The sequence below is a fragment of the Ascidiimonas meishanensis genome (assembly GCF_037782385.1).
Classification (GTDB): domain Bacteria; phylum Bacteroidota; class Bacteroidia; order Flavobacteriales; family Flavobacteriaceae; genus Ascidiimonas; species Ascidiimonas meishanensis.
Map to the genome: position 1 here is coordinate 1 of NZ_JBBEXD010000019.1, position 18,405 is coordinate 18,405.

Annotated in this window: 12 protein-coding genes; 5 read left to right on the forward strand and 7 right to left on the reverse strand. The window is 33.4% G+C overall.

All coding sequences use genetic code 11. The features are described from left to right. On the forward strand, positions 1 to 1,114 hold a 1,114-nt coding region (locus tag WBG07_RS19010), incomplete at its 5' end, for a thioesterase domain-containing protein (protein WP_340203669.1). Between the two features lie 1,135 nt (positions 1,115 to 2,249). Here WBG07_RS19010 and WBG07_RS19015 read toward each other — a convergent pair. Beyond that, entirely contained in the window at positions 2,250 to 2,432 is a 183-nt protein-coding gene (locus WBG07_RS19015) for a transposase (protein WP_413788837.1), read from the reverse strand. A 185-nt stretch (positions 2,433 to 2,617) separates the two neighbouring features. Here WBG07_RS19015 and WBG07_RS19020 point away from each other — a divergent pair, with 185 nt between their 5' ends. The 4 genes from WBG07_RS19020 to WBG07_RS19035 all read left to right on the forward strand — a co-directional run bounded on the left by WBG07_RS19020 (position 2,618) and on the right by WBG07_RS19035 (position 8,719). Next, positions 2,618 to 5,869, forward strand: a complete 3,252-nt coding sequence (locus tag WBG07_RS19020) for a CHAT domain-containing protein (RefSeq protein ID WP_340203673.1) — start codon at positions 2,618 to 2,620, stop codon at positions 5,867 to 5,869. 36 nt (positions 5,870 to 5,905) lie between these two features. Further along, positions 5,906 to 6,448: an RNA polymerase sigma factor gene (locus WBG07_RS19025; RefSeq protein ID WP_340203675.1), complete on the forward strand. Its 543-nt coding sequence runs from the start codon at positions 5,906 to 5,908 to the stop codon at positions 6,446 to 6,448. Beyond that, a complete protein-coding gene (locus WBG07_RS19030) occupies positions 6,438 to 7,262 on the forward strand; it encodes a hypothetical protein (RefSeq protein ID WP_340203677.1) in 825 nt (274 codons plus the stop codon). Before WBG07_RS19025 ends, WBG07_RS19030 begins: the two co-directional genes overlap by 11 nt. A gap of 758 nt (positions 7,263 to 8,020) precedes the next feature. Further along, the gene (locus WBG07_RS19035) at positions 8,021 to 8,719 is read left to right on the forward strand and encodes a sensor histidine kinase (protein WP_340203679.1); all 699 of its coding nucleotides are present in this window, start codon (positions 8,021 to 8,023) and stop codon (positions 8,717 to 8,719) included. 52 nt (positions 8,720 to 8,771) lie between these two features. Here the strand turns inward: WBG07_RS19035 and WBG07_RS19040 are convergent, their stop codons facing one another. The 6 genes from WBG07_RS19040 to WBG07_RS19065 all read right to left on the reverse strand — a co-directional run bounded on the left by WBG07_RS19040 (position 8,772) and on the right by WBG07_RS19065 (position 18,382). Beyond that, positions 8,772 to 10,877: a penicillin acylase family protein gene (locus WBG07_RS19040; RefSeq protein ID WP_340203681.1), complete on the reverse strand. Its 2,106-nt coding sequence runs from the start codon at positions 10,875 to 10,877 to the stop codon at positions 8,772 to 8,774. Between the two features lie 232 nt (positions 10,878 to 11,109). Next, on the reverse strand, positions 11,110 to 13,494 hold the full coding sequence (locus WBG07_RS19045) for a TonB-dependent receptor (protein ID WP_340203683.1): 2,385 nt from the start codon (positions 13,492 to 13,494) through the stop codon (positions 11,110 to 11,112). A gap of 208 nt (positions 13,495 to 13,702) precedes the next feature. Next, complete coding sequence (locus WBG07_RS19050) at positions 13,703 to 14,998, reverse strand: M56 family metallopeptidase (RefSeq protein WP_340203685.1); 1,296 nt, start codon at positions 14,996 to 14,998, stop codon at positions 13,703 to 13,705. Between the two features lie 102 nt (positions 14,999 to 15,100). After that, positions 15,101 to 15,475: a BlaI/MecI/CopY family transcriptional regulator gene (locus WBG07_RS19055; RefSeq protein ID WP_413788836.1), complete on the reverse strand. Its 375-nt coding sequence runs from the start codon at positions 15,473 to 15,475 to the stop codon at positions 15,101 to 15,103. 92 nt (positions 15,476 to 15,567) lie between these two features. Then, positions 15,568 to 17,502, reverse strand: a complete 1,935-nt coding sequence (locus tag WBG07_RS19060) for a lanthionine synthetase LanC family protein (protein ID WP_340203686.1) — start codon at positions 17,500 to 17,502, stop codon at positions 15,568 to 15,570. Continuing rightward, entirely contained in the window at positions 17,492 to 18,382 is an 891-nt protein-coding gene (locus tag WBG07_RS19065) for a DUF6734 family protein (RefSeq protein WP_340203687.1), read from the reverse strand. Before WBG07_RS19065 ends, WBG07_RS19060 begins: the two co-directional genes overlap by 11 nt. Positions 18,383 to 18,405 lie beyond the last annotated feature (23 nt).

The window sequence follows — 18,405 nt, forward strand, 5'->3', positions numbered from 1 at the left end:
TGCCTCCCTATTGTCCAGTCAGTCTTATGTAGCGCCCAGAAATCTAACCGAACAAACGCTCGTAAACATATGGAAAGAGTTACTAGGTATCGATAAGGTAGGTGTATATGATAATTTCTTTGAGCTAGGAGGACATAGCCTAATGGTTATGGTTTTAGTTTCTTCAATTAATAAAAGGTTATATACGAATATAAACATTGACGCCATATTTCAATATCCAAGTATATCCATTTTATCTGAGCATTTAAATTCAACAAATCCTATTGAACAAAATATTTTGGTTTCTTTAAACAAAAATGGAAGACAAAAGCCTATTTATTTGACACCATCGGCAAGTGGAGCAATTGATTATTATCATCAATTAAATCAATCCTTAGGAAAAAATCAACCTTTATATTGTTTTCGGTGTCCTGGATTATATAGCAAATTATCCGTTTCAGAATCCATCGAAGAAATGGCTTCAACATTTATCGTAGAAATGCAAAAAATCGACTCTAATGGTCCTTACAGACTTGGAGGATATTCTTTTGGAGGAATCATAGCTTATGAAATGGCATTACAACTAGAAAGAGAAGGTTTTAAGATTGAAGAACTTATATTATTTGACTGTTATCCAATACCAGTAAATTATAAAATAGATGAAATGATAAATCTAAATTCAGAATTTGTTACTTTATTAGAACAGGGAATGAGTGACTTATTTAAGGAAAAAACTAAAATTAAGGATTCAATACTTCATGGGAAATCTAAAGAACATATTATAGAGATAATATGCGATTTAATGAAAGTTAATGAATTAAATATAAAAGAATCAGAAATAAGAGGACGCCTCGAAGTTCTTTATAACAATTTAAAATTAAAAAATCAGTATCAAATGAAAGAAAAAATAAACACAAAAATTGTCTTGTTTAAAGCCTTATATTCCAATGATCCAGATGGAGATTTAAAAGATAATCTGTTAAAAACTTTTGATAATGAAAAAGTAAGATTTGATTATGGATGGATGGACTATACACAAAAAGAGGTATCGGTATGTGAAATATATTCAAACCATGTCTCAATACTAAATTCACCACATACTGGTGTAATTTCTGAATATCTTAAAAATAACTAAAGTTATAATAAGCCTATGGTTCATTTAGAAATATTGTGTAAAAATTGCTAATGTTTTCTTCTAGTCTTAATAACTTGAAGTAGTCGGAGCATCCAAAACAAATTTACAGCAGTGTTATAGCGAAAGTTCCACATATCATGCTTTTAAACTTATGGATATAAATATATCCAAGGTAAGGTCTTTTGACAAGTGATTATTAGAACAGCAACGGAGTCACAATAACATCTAGGTATTTCAAAAAAATGGAATTTTAAAGATTGAAATGAGGCTGTCTAAAAAGGCAGCTTCGTCTTCTTTTTTGAATAATATTGTTGTGATTTTTCTTTAAACTTATAATTATTCAGAAGCCAATCTATTAATATTTATACACTCATAAGCACATATTTTAACAAAAAATAAGTACCTTTAATATTAAATAAGCTCACTATTTATGAGTTGATTTTGAAGTGAGCTATTCGGTGAATATTGAAATTTTGAACTTATTATTTTATTGAAAATCAAACAGATATAATTTAAGTTTTGACCCTGTCGAGGTCACTAAAAACTGTATCAAATAGCATCAAAACCACGCAAAGCATATGATTTGCGTGGTTTTGTGATTTTTAGGGGTTCATATGATTTAAAACGGTTGCAATTCGACTACAAATTTTGTGACAGATTGATTTCACTCTCAATTTAAACTAATGTTTAATTTTTGAAAAATCAACTATGCAAACAACAAGAAAATGGATCAAGCCCAATTGTAAAAAACCCCATAAGGCATTAAGGGACTTGACACTGGTAAAATTTTCAACCAAATATTGAAAAGCTAGCTTTTTCATATTTGAAAGCATAAACAATAATGAATTTTGTATAAATTAATATGTAGCTAATTTAGGGGTACTTACAGTTAAAGTAGATATCCAATCCATGATAGGGTAATACTTCTGAGGGTTCCCACAGTCCTATTTCTAAGACGCTAATGTCCTTTTTTGACCTATAATATAACATACTACGTGGCAAGTTTACTAACCTACGCGTCTTCCCAATACTCAAATGCTTATCCATTGTTAAAAAATAACCACTAACTTTCATTGAGAAGGCTTTAAAACTTTTTTTCAAGTACTTCCTTTAGTAAGAGTCATCTAGACTTAAATCAGCATACATACGTTTTAAACGTGCATTTTCTTCTTCCAGTTCTTTGAGCTTTTTGAGTTGGCATATCCATGCTGCTATACTTCTTTTTCCAGTTATAAAAAATAGCCTGGCTGATGCCATACTCACGGCAAAGATCGCCAGTGTTACGACCGTATTCCTGAGACTTGATGATGTTAACGATCTGACTTTCGGTAAACTCGACATTTTCATAGTACTACCGTTTAGTAGTAAGCATTTGTCTCTATTTTTAAACTGTCTGATTTTTCGATAAGATTACAACACAATTTAACCGAAATCCGTGGCATATTTGCTTCTAAATGACCACAAGGAATTACATAATTTTATTACTTTTGAAAAAAGCAAAGAATGAAACTCCTCAAACCAATTCCATTTTTTTCGTACTATTCTTTTTATGGTATACTCCTTTGTATTTGTTCTTACGCTCAGGCTCAGAATATAACTCAAGATACCATCCAGGCTAATACATATTATATTAAAGCAGATTCTTTATCAAAGCAGGCACAATACGATAGTGCAATTAACTATTGCAAAAAAGCCTCCACGCTTTACAAAAAATACGAATTATGGCAGCACTACCTAAAAGCAGAAAATATTTGGGGTGATCTATTAAGAAGAACAGGACAGTACGGGAAAGCCATTGGAAAAATGGAAAAAACCATAGCGATTGCCAAGCAGTATCACCTGGGACAAAGTCCCGAGGTAGGTGTATCCCTTAACATTATTGGTAATTCCAATAGAGAATTAGGAAAGTTTGATCAAGCCTTGGCGCAACATCAAAAAGCGTTGAAAATTGGAATAACGCACTTTGGCGAGCAGCATCCGCATGTTGCCGATTCCTACAATGGTATTGGAAATGTCTATAGGGAATTAGGGAAGTATGACCAGGTCTTGGCACAGCATCAAAAAGCTTTAAAAATCCAAATAACACACTTTGGGGAGCAGCATCCGGATGTTGCGTATTCTTACAACGGTATTGGAGATCATTATCGTAGGTCAGGCAAGTATGATCAAGCCTTGGCGCAGGATCAAAAAGCTTTAAAAATACGAATGGCACACTTTGGGGAGCAGCATCCGGATGTTGCTGCTTCTTACAACAATATTGGAAAAGCCTATATTGAATTGGGTAAGTTTGATCAAGGCTTGGAGCAGTTTCAAAAAGCCCTAAACATCAAAATAGCCCACTTTGGTGAGCAGCATTCTTATATAGCCGAAATGTACAATAATATTGGAGTTTACTATAGTTACGTCGGCAAATACCATAAAGCCCTGGAGCAACATCAAAAAGCGTTAAAAATTAGAATAGCATACTTTGACGGGGAGCATCCTTCAGTTTTTCAGACTCACTACAATATGGGAATTGCCTATACTGATTTGGGCAAGTACGACCAGGCCTTGGAGCAGTATCAAATTGCTTTAAAAATCGCTATGGCAAACTTTGGTGGGCAGCATTATACCGTTGCCAGTTGTTATGACAATATGGGAATCGTCTATAAAGCTTTGGGGAAGTACAACCAAGCCTTGGAGCAGCATCAAAAAACGTTAAGAATTGGAATAGCACTCTTCGGCAACCAACATCCGGAAATCGCGGATACGTATATCAGTATGGGAAATATCTGTTGTATTTTGGGCAATTACTCTCAAGCGCTGCACTATTACCAAAACGCCCTGCATAGCAATGATGCCTCCGTCAGTATGGATTCCTTCACCAGCCAGCCTGGACTCAAAAACCATTTAGATGCTAATATTTTGCTTCAAGCATTATCCGAAAAGGGCAAAACCCTTCGATTAATAGCCAAGGACGGTACTGTAGTAGCCCGGCCCTTGGCACGCTCCTTGAATACCTACCAGGTAGCCGACACACTTATCCAATCCATGCGGCGTAATACGCCTTATGAGAAAGATAAATTAGATCTTGCCAAAAACTCCACCCTTGCCTATCAAGGTGCCGTGTCTACCGCGATCAAGCTCCATCAAAAACATCACGAGCGCCATTACTTAGACAAGGCCTTTTACTTTAGCGAGCAGAACAGGGCATCCATATTACTAGGGTCTCAGGCGCAAAGGCGGGCCCTTCAATTTGCCAATGTCCCAGACCACCTGATAAGCTTGGAAAAAGAGCTGAAAATCAACAAATCGTTTTATACCAAACAACTACAGCGACAAAAAGATTCTGCATCGGTTTCATATAACCAAGACCAACTCTTTAAGATCAATAGACGTTTGGACAGTGTAACCACCCTTATGGAAACTACCTATCCAAACTACTACCAGATGAAATATAGCCCAAAGATCATCCCGCTCGGTGCGGTTCAAAAACAATTGGCCGAAGATGAATTGTTGTTACAATACCTCTGGGGAGAGGAAGTACTTTATGGTTTCAGTATCACCAAAGACGATGTGGAAGTTCACGAAATACCCATAGACAGCACCCTTTTAAAGATACCAAAAGCCTTTATGTCCCATTTCCAAGGCTGGGATGGTATCGATAATGTCGAACGCTTAAGCAGTATATCAGAATTGGAGTCATACACGTACAAGGCCTACACGCTTTACAAAACCTTGGTCGCCCCGCTATTGACCTCTTCTACCAAGGCTACCAAAAAATTGATCATTATCCCAGACGGGCCCTTAAGCCGAATCCCTTTCGAAGTCTTGGTGACCCAGCCCCCAACTACTAAAAACAGATCGTTCAAGTTCCTTCCCTATCTTATAAAGGACTATGCCATACGTTACGGGTTTTCGTCGTCTTTAAGTTTTGAAACGGCCAAGACCAGAACCATTGACAAGGAGCTCATCGCTTTTGGCGGTTTTGCACCTACCTATCAGGGTTCAAATCTTTATGTGAAACAAACACAGGACAGTCTTGAAAACATGGTAACCGAGAGAACCCTAAGGTCCATTTACACGGAAAGCGGATCACTAAGTCCATTAACGTACAATATAGACGAAGTACAAGATATCAATAACCACTTAGGGGGTCACATATTTACGGGAGAAGCGGCTACAGTAGAACAGTTTAAACGTTTGGCTCCCAATTACCGTATTTTACACATCGCGGCCCATGGTTTCGTTAATGATAGTTTACCAGAATATTCGGGTATCGCTTTTACAAAGAACAAGGGACAGGATAAAGGCGGGTCTTACAATTTCCTACAAATGCATGAAATTTATAACATGGAACTCCATGCCGATCTGGTGGTGCTGAGTGCCTGCCAGACAGGTGTAGGCAGGTTTCAGCAAGGTGAAGGCGTTATGAATCTAGGTAGGGCCTTTAGGCATGTTGGCAGCCCTAATGTGTTAATAAGCCAATGGAATGCGAATGATGCCAAGACCTCTGAACTTATGGGCTATTTTTACAAACATATCACTGATGGTATGGATAAGGATTTGGCTCTGCAGCAAGCTAAACTTCAACTTTTAGATAATAATCCTATAGCACATCCATTTTATTGGGGAACCTTTACACTTTGGGGTGATGGTAATCCAATACACAAAACTAAAAATGACTACTGGTGGTTGGTGATTGGTTCTTTGGTGAGTGTTGGTGTATTTTTTGTATATCGTTATCGCAGAAAAGTAAAGTCACAAAGGGCATAGTATTTTATAATTGTTAACGAAATCAAATTGTTGTACATGAATACCATGAAACCTGATTATAGTTTTATTAAGGACTGGGAGCAGGATGCATTATTATATATTGAGAGATCATTACGATGGAAACAACATGATGCACTAACATTGTATCACGATGCTTGTTTAATTTGTATAGAACAGTTGCGCACAGGTAAAATAGTTGACCTAAGAAAACCCTATTTGTTTAAGGTATGTAAGAATTTAGGGGCCAATAATTACAGAACAAAAGAAAGAGAAAAAAGTAGATATCATAACTATTTTGAACAAGAAAAAGCACGTATGCTCAGTGATTTAAAACAGCGCTATGCTATGGATAATGTAACTATAGACAACAAAAAGGCCAATCTCGCTATGATTACATTTTATCAATTGGGTGAAAAATGTCAGGAACTCATTCGGTTAAAACACCAAGAAGGGCTGTCGTTTAAGGAAATTACCAGCGACTTTAATTTGTATTCATCTGTTGAAAGTGCACGAGTGACTCTATCCCGTTGCATGAAAAAATGGAGAAAATTGCTTAAATATCAAAATAATGGAGGATAATAATACGATAACAAATGCCGAGCTTTTGATTCAAAAATTTTTGAATCATGAACTTACAAATGAAGAATTAAAACAATTCAAGCTTAGGCAAAATGAAGATCCGGATTTTGCCCAACAGGTTGAAGACTATCTCAGCATGGTGGTAAGTTTTCGTGCTTCAGAACGTATGATTTCTGAAGAAAACTCAAAATCGCAAAATGGGAATGTAAAATCACTGTGGCGCCGTTCATTTACATTTATAACGATCGCTGCTAGTATTACTATTCTAATAGCCCTAAGTCCACTTTTATTAAATCTATTTAATAGACCGGATTATAAACAACTGGCTAAGGCTAATTATATAACATATAGATTAGAACCATACTCTAGAAATGCTATTCTAAAAGAAGATACCACTTTAAATAGTTCCCTAGCATTCTATAAAGAAGGCAATTATAAAAATGCTATTCAACTTCTGGAAAGAGCAATCAAAGCCCATTATATTAACAATAATGATTCATTAATTCTTGATGTAGACGTTTCCCAACAACATCTAGATAGTATAAAATTAGAGCGGTATAAATTTATTCTAGCCGATCTTCATTTTTTTAATGATGCCCCAGAACGCGCTTTGGGTTATTATTCTTCCGCTGGTATCAGATCCAATCCAAATACAACCGATTCCTACTTACAATGGAATCAATGGAATCAGTTAATGATTATGCTGTATCAAAATCAAATCGATTCAGTTAGGCCACAACTTAAAGCGATTGCCAATAACACTTCTTCCGACTTTCAGAAAAAAGCAGCTATACTCCTTAAGCAATTAGACTAGTTACATTTTGACTCGACAATCAAAATTAAATACTTGCTTGAAAATTTAAAGATATTTCTCAGTAAAATGCCTTGCAAGCCTGTACTCTCTTACTAACTAAATAAAACCATACCAGATAATAAGGTAGTTATGCTATTGATTTTTTTCGTTGGTACTTCTTAAATGTAAATCTTTAGTTTTAAAGATATTTTATCCAATTTCAAAAAAACAAAGAAAAAAGGAATCATTTTGTTTACGTTTTCCCTTCACAATACATTGTAGTAATAGAAGTGCGAAATAAGGCTTCATTCAAACGATAGTTCGTTAATTTTTGGTTTAAAAACTATCACTAATGAAGTAAAAAATAAGATCGTTAGATTTAAAGGTTATGCCGTAAAAAGATTGTAAGTAGAAAAGAACACTTTCTAGATATCAAAAACAAAAAGTTAAAACACTTGAAAAAGAAAAGGAAATAAAGCTTCTTCAGATAGAGAATTTGAATTGGATACTGGAGATACGCGATTAAAAATTTAAAACTAAAACAGGAAATTGAAAATAAACAAAATGAAATAGAAAAAAAACCAAAGGAAAATAAGTTACTAGAAGCTAAGAATGCAAAAGAGCGAAAGAATAATGAAATTCTACAATTAATGCAGGAAACCAAAAAGGAGTGGTAACATAGTAAGAATACTATTTTCATGTATTCCTCCTTCATTTTTTTGATTTCGGTATTAGGCTTACTATTTATTTACTATCAAAAACTACAAACGCAAAATGAATTGAAAACACAAAAAGAAATAAACAAAGGCAAGCTAGATAGGTTTTTAAAAGATCAGGAAATAGAACTAATCAGGGCAGCTATTGATGGTCAGGACAAAGAAAGAAAACGTATCGCACAAGAACTGCACGACAACATAGGAGGAAATCTTGCTGCTATTCGACTTCAATTAAATAATATTGTCAACCCTAAGAATAACCAGCTGAACTTTATAAAGAAACAATTAGATGAGACCTATGAGCAGGTACGCAACCTCTCTCATGACCTAATTCCTAAAAAATTTAGTAAAAACAAATTTAGTGTTGTGCTCGAGGAATACTTGCAAAACATAGAAGAAGCAAGTAACTTGAATATTTCTTTTTCTATACATCCCAGAGAGAAAATAGACCAGTTAGATGAAGTAGTTCAAATGGAGTTATTTAGAATCATTCAGGAACTAGTTACCAACACCCTTAAGCATGCAAAAGCAAAATTCGCAGAACTACACCTAAATCTTGTTCAAGATAAACTAAATCTTCTTTTTGAAGATAACGGGGTTGGATTTAATGCTGAAAACCTGAAAGACGGAATAGGGCTGGATAATATCAAATGTCGTTTAAAGAAATTAAACGGGGTAATGGTTATTGATTCAAAGCATGAAAGAGGTACCGTAATAAATATAGAAATCCCGAAATCTTTAATTTTTTCAAAAAATGGATAATCTTATTATTGTTGATGACCACAAAATGATTTTGGACGGATTAGACATCAGGTTATTTAAAAGAAACTTGGTTGAAAGATTCAATGGTTTCTAGGTGGTCTTCTTGGTTTTGTCTTGAAAACCAAACGTCTCGAAGTTTCTTTTGGGAAAAGTATTCTAATTGATCGCCAACATGAGGGCTGATCGTTTCGGTTGCATTTCCATAAGCTAATATGGCTTTTGCTTTTACAGAATCTCCAAAGGAAATGGCACTTACAAAAGTATCTCCATGAAAAGCATAATTTTTTCCATTTTTACGAGGCATATAAGACATGGTTCTAAAAATCCCTAAGTGCCCAAAACTACCATTAGCGGGATATTCATACTTTCCAATTTTCATACGATATATATCTCCAAACCTTGCGTCAAGCTTTCCAAGACTGCTCAATTGCTTTTCAGCTGCTTTTAATAAGGCGTCAAGAACTTGCACCGTATTCTTTAAACCCTCTGGAGTTTGTAAGGGTTTTTCTGGTGACCAGGGAATCTCGAAAAGAGACTCTATATTTGAAACTCCTATCTCATTAACAAAATTGGTGAAAAGTATGGCGCCTTTACTAGAACTTTCAAAAGAACCATCCCAATTTTCCAGCACAGTAAGCGCCGCTAAGGTTGTGGGGTTCTTGGTCTTCGTTTTAAGCGCTATTAGTTCATCTCGCCAACGGAGTGCTAATTGTGACTTTGTATCAAACTTTAATGTAATAAAGTCTTCAAAAGTGATGCTTTCTTTGTTTCCAATTAATAGTGCAGAACGTTGTGCTCTTAGCGACATATCTACCGGAGCCATTGCTGCATCAAAATCTAAAAAACTAATTTCCTGCGGAATGGTAGACGTAAAAGGAGGGTCGTTTGCATTTTGTAACCAGTTACTTTTAGGATTTCTGAGGTGAGGAAGTTCATTGTAACCATATAAGGTATTCCAATTATTTTCTTTTGTAGTGAGTATTATTTTAGATTGCCATTGCTTCCAGCTTCCTTTTTTCTTTGGTACTTTCCCACCAAAATGATAGCTTATATTATTCTTGCGGTCTGCATAAATACTATTAAATAAAGGAAGATTATTTAAGCGGAGCGCTTCCTCAAACTCTTTACTATTTTTGGCTTCTCCCATTGCCTTCCACTGCCCGAAAACACTTTTAATCTTAGAAAGATTGGGAAATTTAATTATTAGCGCTTTTTGTGCGTTTTCTTCCAGAACATAACCTATTTTAGATTTTTTACGGGCAAATTTCTGCTTATACCCCTTTTCCGCGCTTTGAACTTCTATTTCAAAAGAATCTATTTTGAAGGGTACTATATCTTTTCCAATTTGATAACTTTTTTCGTATTTCTGAATTTCAAAAAAATCTACATTATCTACTGTATTCACGGTATGTGTCCATCCTAGTTCTTTATTAAAACCAATTCCAATGGTTGGAAGTCCTACTAAAGTTACGCCGTATAAGCTATTTCTTTCTGAAATATACTGACATTCAAAAAGCATCCAGAAATCTATCCATGGTAAATGAGGGTTTACCAAAAGATAAGTGCCATTATCTGCTGTTCTCTCTGTACGTAAAGCCCAGGCATTAGATCCTGGTTTCCAGTCTTTAACACCTGATAGTTCGCGGTTAATAAGAAATTCATAATAGAATAGTCTTAAAAAATGGCTTACAATATCCGATGATTTTATTGGTAATACTTGTTTTAATGAAACCTTTATTTGAGTTGGATTTTCAGCTGCATAATCATTAATCCCTTGTGTGAATGCGTTTATCATTTTCTTCTCGTTCTCCGGCATCTCAGTTGCAATTCTTTCTGCATGCCCTGGGAATTGGAATCTCTTAAGATTTATATCGCGTTCTTTATTTCTACCCCAATATAGAGCAGATTTCCCTCTAGACTCACCGTATAGTTTTAGAATAAGATTTGCATGATTTTTCATCTGAGCTCTTCCTGCCATATAATAAAGCATCTCTTCTGAAGTTGCATAAATATGAGGAATACCCCATGTATCCCAAAGTATTTCATCGTTCTTAATGCTTCCAAAATCGGTAAATTGCTTTTTAACGCTACAAGATGTCAGTATTACGATCATTGTCCATACTAAGATGGTAATTTTAGTTTTAAACCCCTTCATCATACTATTTTCTATTTATTGACTGTGTTTAAAATTGGCTCATAAGATGGTTCTCATCCCCAGTACACTTATAGCCTCTTTATGGATTAATTTTAAGTACTTGAAAGGATACTTTTTACAAAGGAAAGGTCTTGCATAGGAATGTGACTAGCTTGCAACTCCTAAGTTGGGTTCTTGCAAATCTTCCAGTTGGTGGCTATTTTTTATGAGTATGGTGCTTTAAGATTTCTAAAGACTAAAATCTATTACTTCTATTCGCTCTTTTTTCACGTTCTCCTGGCTTTTTATTGAACTTATAGGAGAAGCTAAAAGTCCACCTTGCAGCATTTCTGTTGGAAACCTGATTAATAGAGAAATTATCTCCAGATACTTGCTCTCTTATTTTTCTTGTATTGAAGATATTACTTCCGCTAAAAACAACGTTACCATTTCCATTAAAAATACTTTTGCTGACTGCAATATTATAGAAAGATATAGATTTGGTTCTTGTTTGAGCATTGTTATTAGGAGCCTCATAATTAAAACGTGTTTGAATAGTGAGGCTACTGGTAGGTTTTGCTCTTAATTCCAGAGATGTTTCCCAGGTACTGTCTGAAAATCCAAAGTCTATAGAATTAATAATTCCATTTTGTTCAAAACCATAAATGTTAAACTCACTGTTCATACTTAACCATTTGGCAAATTTATAGGAAGATATTATTTCTAATCCATATCGTTTTTCGTTATCTAAATTGTCTAGCGTGGTTAAAAAAACATCGTTTTCATCTTGTTCTGTGAAAAAGAATATGATATCTGAGGTATCTGAATAGTATATAGAAGGGTTTAGGGTTAATTTTTTACTTCTATATAACAATCCCAATTCTAAGGCATCTGTAAATGCTGGATTTAGATTAGGATTTCCCGAAAACCGAGAATTGAAATCTAATAATTCTGAAAATGGATTGAGGTAGAATAAAAAAGGCCTGTTGATTCTTTTGCTATAACTAACTTGAACTTGAGTTTTCTCAGAAATACCATATGAAATATTCAAAGAAGGAAAGAGATTATCGTATGAGTTTTTTTGATTAAAAACATTGGCAACATCATCTATATCTATATCTGTTTTCTCATATCGCAATCCTACTAAATATTCAATTTTATTAATATTCCCTTTAAATTGTGTATACATTGCTGTTATCTTTTCATTATAATCAACATTGTTATCAATACCATCTATCACTTGAAACTCATTACTGGAAAGCTCTTCTGCACGAAAACCTGTCTTAACTAACCTGTCTTCAAATTTAGCCCCTATCTCAATTCGAGATTTATTTTTAAGTGGCAATGTAAAATCTGATTGTATTACAAAATCATTTACTTTACGCGTTTCCCGAGTTCTTAAATTAGATATATCTTGCATATCTGGAAATACTCTAGATGTTTCAATGGAAGTAGTCTTTTCACTATTCCATCCATCAAATTGTACATCAACCGTTAATTTTTGTTCTTCTTTTTTGAACTTTTTTGTATAATTAAATTCTAGCTGATTGTAATCTCTATTTTGTTTGGAGTTGCCATTGGTTAGTAACGTACTATCTCTACTTCCATTACTAAAAATATCATAATTTAAATCTGACTCATCTGTATCTTTAGTATCTGTTCTTAAAAATGCTAGCGTAAAAGTGTTATTGTCATTCAAGTAATAATCAACACCAAAATATCCAGAAAATCCATCGTCTCGTCTATCTTCATCTTCACGTTGCACTAAGAAAATAGGAGCCCCTTCTCTTAAACTAGATTGCTCGTAGGTATATAATCCAACATATTCCGAAGTTCTTAGCCCTAAGGTAGAGAATAGGTTAAATTTTTCGGTTTTGTAATTCAAACTTCCGCTCACTCTAGAATCTTGCGGTATTCCTGAAACCAGGCGTACTTGTCCATTTAATCCATTTTGTTTATTCTTTTTGAGAACAATATTTATAATACCTGCAGAGCCATTCGCATCATATCTAGCAGAAGGGTTTGAAATTACTTCTACTTTTTCAACACTGTCTGCAGGAAGCTGGTCAAGAGCATCGCGTGCTGTAAGCCCAGAGCGCCTGCCATTAATTAACAATATAACATTAGGATTTCCCCTTAAACTAACTGCACCTGCTGGATCTACACTTATAGATGGTACATTTCCAAGTATATCTGTAACAGAACCACTTTGTGATAAAATATCTTTGCCTACACGAAATACTTTTTTATCTAATGCTAATGATACTGTAGTAGTTTCCCCTTTAACGGTTACTTCGTTCAATGTTACCGCAGTTTCTTTCAAGTTGATAATTGCTAAGTTAATATTCTTATTTTTATCATCTATTGTTAAAACATTAGAATAGACTTCAAAACCTAAATATTCTATTTCCAACGTATAGGTGCCAAATGTAACTTCCTCCATTTTAAACTTTCCTTGCTCATTAGTAATAATTCCATCTACAATTTCGTTTGAACCATTTTTTAAGGTTACGGATGCAAACGGAAGTTCTGTATTATTTTTACCGTCCATGACTACACCAGATATTTTTCCTTCTTTTTTCTGTCCAAATACTTTCAATATTGAAAGTAGCATGAGTAATAGCGTAATATAATTTTTCATTTATACTATTTAAAAAGTTTATGAGTTTTTACTGCACTGTAAATGTGAGTTCTTTATGAAAGCACTCTGCATAACAAGTACACAATTATTTAATTAGAAAATGGATGGATAATTAATTTAAAAAGAAAATAGTTAAGGATAGGAAATGTCCTATAAAAATAAAGAAGGTTCGCACTTAAATTAAAAGCTTCTTTCTTAGAATTTTAGTTTAATTAGTGCTTAATTTTACAATAGGCCTGTTGGTGTCCTGATCTATAATTTGAATTTTTGAAAATTCGTTATTCTCTATAAAATTTAATGCTTTTTTTGCTTCTATTTCTTTTCCATCCAGATAAAAGACTGCTCCTTTTTCTGACAATGCCTTAAAGTCTACAGATGGAGGTGGTGGTGGTGTTAATCCTGATGGAGCCGAAGGCGGTGGCGGCGGTGTCAACGATGATGGCGGCGTTGGTGATGATGGCGAAGATGGTGCATTTTTTAGCACTTCCGGCTGTTTTGGTGCTATTGGAACTAAAGGATGATCTGGAAATTTAGGAAAAGGAACTGCATTTGCTCTTTGCGCTTCATTCATTAACCCATAAATGTATTTTATTTGCTCAACTTCATGCTTCACAATAAAAATATCTTTATTGTCCAGTTCATTGTACTTAGAGGCTAGTTGATTGTATTTCTCTACTAATTCTTTTGAAGCTTTTTCTTGAAGATCTTGTTGATTTAGGAATACTTCTTTATTGCTAAAACTATAAAACATAAAAGCAACTAAAGGTACTAGCATTAAAGCTTTTAATCTTATTTCTTTTCTTGAATGTTTTGTTTTCATGACTATAAATCTTTTTTTTATGAATTTGTGATAACTAATTAGATTGCTAAATTGTAGGTGTGATTGATTTGTGGTAAAGTCTAAAAGCATCGTTTGATAGGTTTGTAATGAAACCCCCTTTTGAAGTACATTAGAATCTGCTAAAAATTCATGATTTAATCTAACCATGTTCTTCCATAGGTAAATTAAAGGATTAAACCATAATAATATTTGGCATACCTCAACAAATAGTATATCCAAAGTATGCAGCTGACGTGCATGCGTTTCTTCATGCAAAAGAACTTCATCTGGAATATGTAACGCCTCATAGTTCTCTTTGTTTAGAAAAACATAATTCATGAATGTATGAGGAATGGTATGATTTTTTAAGAGTACATATTTAACACCATTATTTCTATGTAGTTGATTTGCATTAATTTTTTTTACCATCTGTAGTAGATTCTTAAAAAACCGAAATGCTAAAAGAAGTAACCCGATGCTATAAATTACCCATAAAATACTATTGTAATTTACTTGAGGTGCCGCAGTTACAACATCATTAGTACTCACTTTATGATCTGATTGAGCTAATGAAGTGAAACCTTCTATATAAGTAGGTTCCACAAATTGGGTAATTGTAATTAGGGGTATTACAAAAGCGAATGCTAAAGAACCTATGAGATAAAATCTTTTAAGAACATGCATATTTTCTTTCTCAAGAAAAATCTTGTAGAATATTAAAAGTATGAGTAGGCATAAATTGGATTTAATTAAATATATGATCATTTTCGATTTAATCTTTGAAAGTTATTCTTTGTTTAGTCTGTCAGTTATACTCGTTTGCAACTCCTCAAGTTCTTCTTTTGTAAACGCCACTTCATTAGTGAAAAAAGAAGCAAACTGATTTGTGTCATTATTAAAAAAATTTCTTATCACGTTTTTAAAATGTTTAGAAAAATATTCCTTTTTAGTTACTAAAGGATAATATCTTCTAACTCTCCCTTCCACCTCATAATCAACATATTCTTTTTGCTGCATTCTTTTTAAAAGAGTGGCTAAAGTGGTTGTGGCTGGCTTTGGTTCTTTGTAAAGTTGCAATATGTCTTTCATAAAACCCTTTTTAAGTTTCCACAAATGCCCCATTAACTCCTCTTCTGCTCTTGATAGCTGTATCTTACTCAAAACTTACCTATTTTTATATGAATTTACTCAAAAATAAGAAATATTTTCTTATTCTACAAATGTAGAGATAACATTGTCTCATATGTCTAATTCTAAAAAACCAAAATTTTATGATAAATCAATTTTCTTACATTTTCTATAAAAAGATAATCTATTCTGCCTAAGAATCTTTCTTTATCTGTAGGATTATATTTTTTAAGCAATGAATTGGAGTTTCGTTTTACACTCTCTAAAGCATCCTTAACTTCCTTAAAATCATTGAATTGATCCAAAACGATCTTTAAACTATTTAATTCTATTTCTGTAACCCTAGTATCTCTTTCAATTTTAATACAAGTTTCAAAATCTTTTGCTGGAAGTACTAAATTATCTGTTATTTTTTGATCCCCCAGACACCAATTCCATTTTGTTTTAATAATTTTAGTTTGATCAGAGATTTTTAATTTCTGGTCTAGTAACCATTCATCAGAATTCCTCAAAGATTTTAGTAAATCCAAATAATAAAGATGCTCCTTAAAGTAATTTGCTACCATAGGCTTATCAAGCGTAGCATAATCACATCGCTTTCTTTCAAAGTTTATCACGTCTACCAGAAGTGCTAAATAAGAATTATTGGAGTTTGACAACACTTTCGTATCTAAGAAGATATCAAAACTTTCCAATACAGAGCATGCGTTTTGTTCCATATTTTTATAAAAATTGGCAAGCTCTTTAGGCATACACTCTTCTAGTAATTTGATGGTTCGTTTATATTTTCTAGAGAGTAGTTTATTTAAGATCTCTTTCTTGTCCAATACTAATGCTTTTATTTCTACTGCACTATTAGAGGAATTGACCTTGGGAAATAGTATATGAAGGTTCTTCTCTTCTGATGGATTGGAAGTTTTAAGTAACGTATAATATGCACCCATATTTCCATGGAAAAGCCCGCCTTCAAAACTAACATTTGTATTTAAAAGTTTACTTTTTAAGTAGCTAAGGATATGCCTTTGTTGCGTAGGATTAGAAAAACACAAGCCCATTCCACCAACACCATTATATAGATTTAGAGAGTAATTCTCTAAAGATGTAATTAATGTGTGAATTTTTAAGTTTGAATTACCAAAATTTGATAAACCACTACCATAAATACCTGAAAAACCAAACGCCCAGGTTAGATTGTCTTTAGGAATCAATTTAAATTCTTCCTTTTTGTATTTTTCCTTTAGATTCAAGAAATCATTCTTTGACCATAGATCCTTTCTATAATCTCCCCAATTATTATAATTATTAATCCAACAACTTTCTTGATAATTTGCGATTTGAGAAATAATCAAATCTAACGATTCACAAGCCTTCGTTTGATTAATTTGTTCCAATACATACTTGATTCCGCTGGCTCCATATCCAAAAGAACAGGAATTTTTTATATTAATCTCTTCTTTATTTTTCCATGACAATCCATTCTCTGTTAGTATGCTATTATCAATTACTTTGTGGAGTAAGTCCTTGCATAACTTTAATAAGAAGGGCTTTCTTGTAAGACAATAAAGTTGATAGGTAATTAACAAAACTCCAGAACGTCCATCATAAAAAAAATCACTGGTATGCTCTGACCTTAAGAATTTAATACTGGTGTTTTTTAAAACTTTACAAGCTTTTTCTAAATACACTTCCTCTTCAGTAAGGTAATATATGCTTATTAATAAAAACACTAAACCAGATCTACCATTATACAATGCGTAGTTATCTGTTGGTGTATTTTCGCAACGTTCAATTAATATGTTTGTATATTCTATAATAAAATCTAGGTATTTTTTATTTTTTGTGAATAGGTATAATTCAACTAAAAATAGAAGTACTCCACTATTACCAGAATCAATATTTTCAGGGTTATCGCATTTCATAGAGGGTTGATTAGCAGAAGCTTCTACCCACCACTTATTTTTAGCATTTTTTGCAATATGTTCAATCAATGCCTCCCCATAATTTTGTGCAATATTGAACAGCTCTTCTCTTTGGATGACTTTAATTTCCTTATATCTCATAAGTGTATATAAGTTTTTTAATTAAATAATAGTAATCTGGGTAGTCTTCTTGTAATTTAAGTTCTAACAAATCACATACCATTTCCCTTCTTTTATAAAATCCTAGGGTATGAATATATTTAGTTCTTGTAGGCACGCCAAAAAAATCAGCAAGTCCGTCAAATGTTCCTGTTTCTTTTGGAAGAAGACATGTTACCTCTTTTTTCTTTTCTTCAGATAAAGCAAAGAAAAGAAACTGTTCAAATATCATGTTGAAGTAGCCAAGGTCATCAAGTTTGTTGAGTTTATCTCTATTTTTATCTACAAATTGAAAAGCCTTATTTACATATTCTTTGAGGAAAGCAATATCTGTACCTCCTAGAATTCCAGCATTGGCAACTTTAATAACCGTGTTGTGGTTACGGGATTTATGAAGTTCTAGAGGTATAAAATTAAACTTGGAACACAATTGATTGAAGTACTTATTATATTCTATGATCTGTTCAATATTTTGACAAACCAATGATCCTCTCTCAATTCTTTCATCAAATTTATCCCAGATATAAATATCTCCATCAACATGAAGGAAGGGTTCGTTTTGGATTCCATAGGCATAGATTTTTCCTAAAGCCCACAAGTCAGGGTGATAGTCATTAATAGCATCTAAAGCAACGGTTACGTTGGTATAAGGTAAATTCAACTTGTTAATTAGAAGATCATAACCCTGTTTATCTGTAACCAACTCCACTTTATCGTAATATTTATTGAATTGAAGACAGCTTAATACCCAACTGTAATAATAATATTTAACATCTAACCATCCACCTGAATTTCTATCAAACTGATTTAATTCTTTTTTCTTTTGAGAAGGTTTTGACCAATAGCTTTGTACTATTTTCATAGATAATTTTTAAAGATTCGGTA